Origin of the sequence: Actinomadura monticuli (genome assembly GCF_041463655.1) — a bacterium.
Classification (GTDB): Bacteria; Actinomycetota; Actinomycetes; order Streptosporangiales; family Streptosporangiaceae; genus Spirillospora; species Spirillospora monticuli.
The window spans coordinates 494,652-497,962 of sequence record NZ_JAXCEI010000003.1 but is presented as its reverse complement, the minus strand read 5'-3'; the positions used below and the strand labels follow the sequence as shown (position 1 = coordinate 497,962).

Sequence of the window (3,311 nt, the reverse complement as noted above, 5' to 3'; positions counted from 1 at the left end):
CAAGCGGCACTTTCCCGGTCGAAGGGGGTTTCCTTTACGCCCGGCATCGGAACCGGCAGGGCACCGGCGGGCGGAAAATCAGAGAGAATGACCACAGAACTGATCGGGCTTTCCCCGTCCCCTTTCACCCCGAGCCGCCGCCGGGAACGCGATCGGCCCGCGTTTTCCCGGAGTCAACGCCCTGTGTTCCCGCCAATACAGAGCGCCGCCGCTTTCCGCTCTCGACCGGAACCGCCCTCGACCCACGTTCTACTCAGGAGTAGCGGAGTCACAGTCAACCAGCCTGTCACATGCCTCGCAATCCCCTCAAAAGTAGAACTTGGCCGGTCCCATTGCTAACAGGAGTGACAAAACGGCCGGTGCGCGCGCTGCGCCGACGCGGGCGCGACGCTCATCGGATGACAAAGGTTGGCAACCCGATCGGCCCAATCCGGTCACCCAGCGTGATCATCAGCGGGCCGGGTACTCGTGCACGACCACCGCGGCGGCGCCGACCCCCGGGTGGCGCTGCAGGACCGCCTCGATCTCGCCCAGCTCCATCCGCACCCCGGCGATCTTGACCTGCCGGTCGACGCGTCCCAGGTACTGCAGGGTGGGCCGGTCCTCGCCGCCCGCGCCGGCCGGCAGCAGCCGCACCGCGTCGCCCGTCCGGTAGAGGCGGCCGGTCGGGGACGCCGGGTCGAACGGGTCGCGGTAGAACGCCTCGCGCGTGCGCTCGTCGTTGCCGAGGTAGCCGCGGCCCACGACCACGCCGCCGACGAACAGCTCGCCGGTCTCGCCGACGTCGCAGGCCGCCCAGGCGCCGTCGTCGTCCTGGCGCAGCACGTACAGGCGGGCGTTCACGATCGGGGTGCCGATCGGGAGGCGGAGGAGCTCCAGGTCGCCGGCGGTCACGGTGTGGTGGGTGACGTCGTCGGAGCACTCGGTCGGGCCGTAGGCGTTGAGCAGCCGGGCGTGCGGCATCGCGTCCAGCCAGCGGCGCGACAGCTCGGCGGGCAGCTCCTCGCCGGTCGCGATCATCCAGCGCAGGCCCGCCAAGGCCCCCCTCCGGGGGGTCTGGGGGGTCGCCCCCTCAGGATGAGACGAGCCCCTCCGGGGGGTCTGGGGGGTCGCCCCCTCAGGATGAGACGAGCCCCTCCGGGGGGTCTGGGGGGTCGCCCCCTCAGGATGAGACGAGGAGTCGGGCGTCAGGTCGTCCAGCAGATGCCTGACCATGGTCGGGACGAGCTCGACGACCGTGATGCCCCGGTCGTCCACGGCGCGGGCGAACGCCTCCGGGTCGTGCGCGACGCCGTCGCCGACGACCTCGACGCGCCCGCCGAGCAGCAGCGGGCACAGCATCTGCCAGATCGAGATGTCGAAGCCGAGCGGGGCGGTGAACGCGACGGCGTCCGCGCCGGTCAGCTCCAGGTCGACGATCTTCGCCCAGAGGTGGTTGAGCATGCCCTGGTGCTCCACGACCGCGCCCTTCGGACGGCCCGTGGAACCCGAGGTGAACAGGACGTACCGGGGCTGGTCCAGGGAGGTCAGGCGGGGGTCGCCCGGCCACGGGGCGAGGCCCTGCGCGCCGGCCGCGGCGACGACCCGGCAGCCGGCGTCCGCCGCGCCCTCCAGCAGGGCCGGGGCGGGGCGCGCGGCGTCCACCGTGACCAGCACGGACGCGCCGGCCTGGGCGAGCACGTCGCGGACGCGCCCGGCGGGCCACGTCTCGTCCGCGGGCACGTACAGGGCGCCGATCAGCTCGATCGCGAGGAACGCGGCGATCACGGCGGCGCAGCGCTCGCCGCCGACGCCGACGACCGTGCCGGGCCGGACGCCCTCCGCCTCCAGCAGCGCGGCGATGCGGCGCGCCTCGGCGGCCAGCCCGGCATAGGACAGGGTGCGGTGCTCGTCGGCGACCGCGGGGCGGTCGCGCTCGGCGGCGAACCGTTCCACGCGGGCGATGACGGAGTCGGCGAGGTCGACGTCCAGCTCGCGGAGCATCCCGTGCCGCGCGGCCAGCTCCCGCGCCCGCTCCGCCTGGTCGGCGGGGACGTCCAGGGCGGGCAGCCCGGTCAGGGGGAGCAGCCGGTCCACGGCGGGTCCGCGAGCATGCATCATAACTCTCCGTGATGTAGAACCACTCCGCTGTAACTGCAATACAAGCGGAGGCCATAGCTTATGTCCGGCACCCGCCAGAAGCACCTCGCATTCAACCCTACCGGTCGGTAAGTAGGGGGTTGCGATGGGAAGATGCCCGAAGGTACGGTGATGCTCCGCATGGCTCTGGCGTGAGGCCCGCGGCAAACTCGGGGGAAGATGAGGGAATTGTTTCTTCATTTGAGGGTGGACGCGTGCCGATAATCACCTCGCCGCAGGATTTCAATGTCGACGACCTTTACGTCGATTTGCGGCATGTCATCGAACGGCCGCTCTACCTCAAATGCGAGGGCTTCAATTTCGCCGGCTCGGTCAAGCTGAAGGCGGCCGCCGCGATGGTGGAGGCGGCCGAGCGCGAGGGCGCCCTCACCGCCGACTCGGTCATCGTCGAGTCGTCGTCCGGCAACCTCGGCATCGCGCTCAGCCTGATCGCCGCGAGCCGCGGCCTGCGGTTCGTGTGCGTCACCGACCCGCGCTGCAACCCCGCGTCGATGCGGGTCATGCGGGCGCTCGGCGCCGAGGTCCTCGTCGTGTCCGACAAGGACGCCAACGGCGGCTACCTCGGCGGGCGCATCCAGCACGTCCGGAACCTGTGCGAGTCGGACGAGCGGTACGTGTGGCTGAACCAGTACGCCAACCGCAACAACTGGATGGCCCATTACCGCGGGACCGCCCCGGCGATCGACCGCGAGTTCCCCGACCTGGAGGTTCTCTTCGTCGGGGCCGGCACGACCGGGACCCTGATGGGCTGCGCCCGCTACTTCCGCGAGCGCAAGCGCCCCGTGACGATCGTGGCGGTCGACGCGGTCGGCTCGGTCACCTTCGGCGGCATCCCGGAGCGGCGGATGGTGCCCGGCCTCGGCACCAGCAGCAGGCCGTCGCTGGTGGACGAGTCGTTCATCGACGACGTGGTGCACGTCCCCGAGCCCGACACGATCCGGACCGTGCACGCGCTCGCGTCCCGGGGGTTCCTGTTCGGCGGCTCCACCGGCACCGTCGTGTCGGGCGCGTCCCGCTGGCTGGACGCCAAGTACCCCGGTGAGGACCCGGTCGCCGTCGCCATCGCCCCCGACCTCGGCGAGCGCTACCTGGACTCGATCTACGAGGAGAGCTGGGTGCGCGAGCACTTCGGCGACCTGTTCTCCGGCGCGGCCGGTATCCTCGGCGACTGA

Annotated in this window: 2 protein-coding genes; one reads left to right on the top strand and one right to left on the bottom strand. The window is 71.3% G+C overall.

Annotation, left to right across the window (positions count from 1 at the left end; genetic code table 11):
• Positions 1–450: 450 nt before the first annotated feature.
• Positions 451–2,097: an amino acid adenylation domain-containing protein gene (locus SM611_RS08860; RefSeq protein ID WP_371948741.1), complete on the bottom strand. Its 1,647-nt coding sequence runs from the start codon at positions 2,095–2,097 to the stop codon at positions 451–453.
• A gap of 236 nt (positions 2,098–2,333) precedes the next feature.
• On the opposite strand from SM611_RS08860, the gene sbnA reads away from it, so the two are divergent.
• Positions 2,334–3,311, top strand: a complete 978-nt coding sequence (sbnA, locus tag SM611_RS08855; protein ID WP_371948644.1) for a 2,3-diaminopropionate biosynthesis protein SbnA — start codon at positions 2,334–2,336, stop codon at positions 3,309–3,311.

Coding starts and splice junctions, on each gene's coding strand:
- SM611_RS08860 (WP_371948741.1), bottom strand. CDS start 2,097: ATGCATGCTCGCGGACCCGCCGTGGACCGGCTGCTCCCCCTGACCGGG.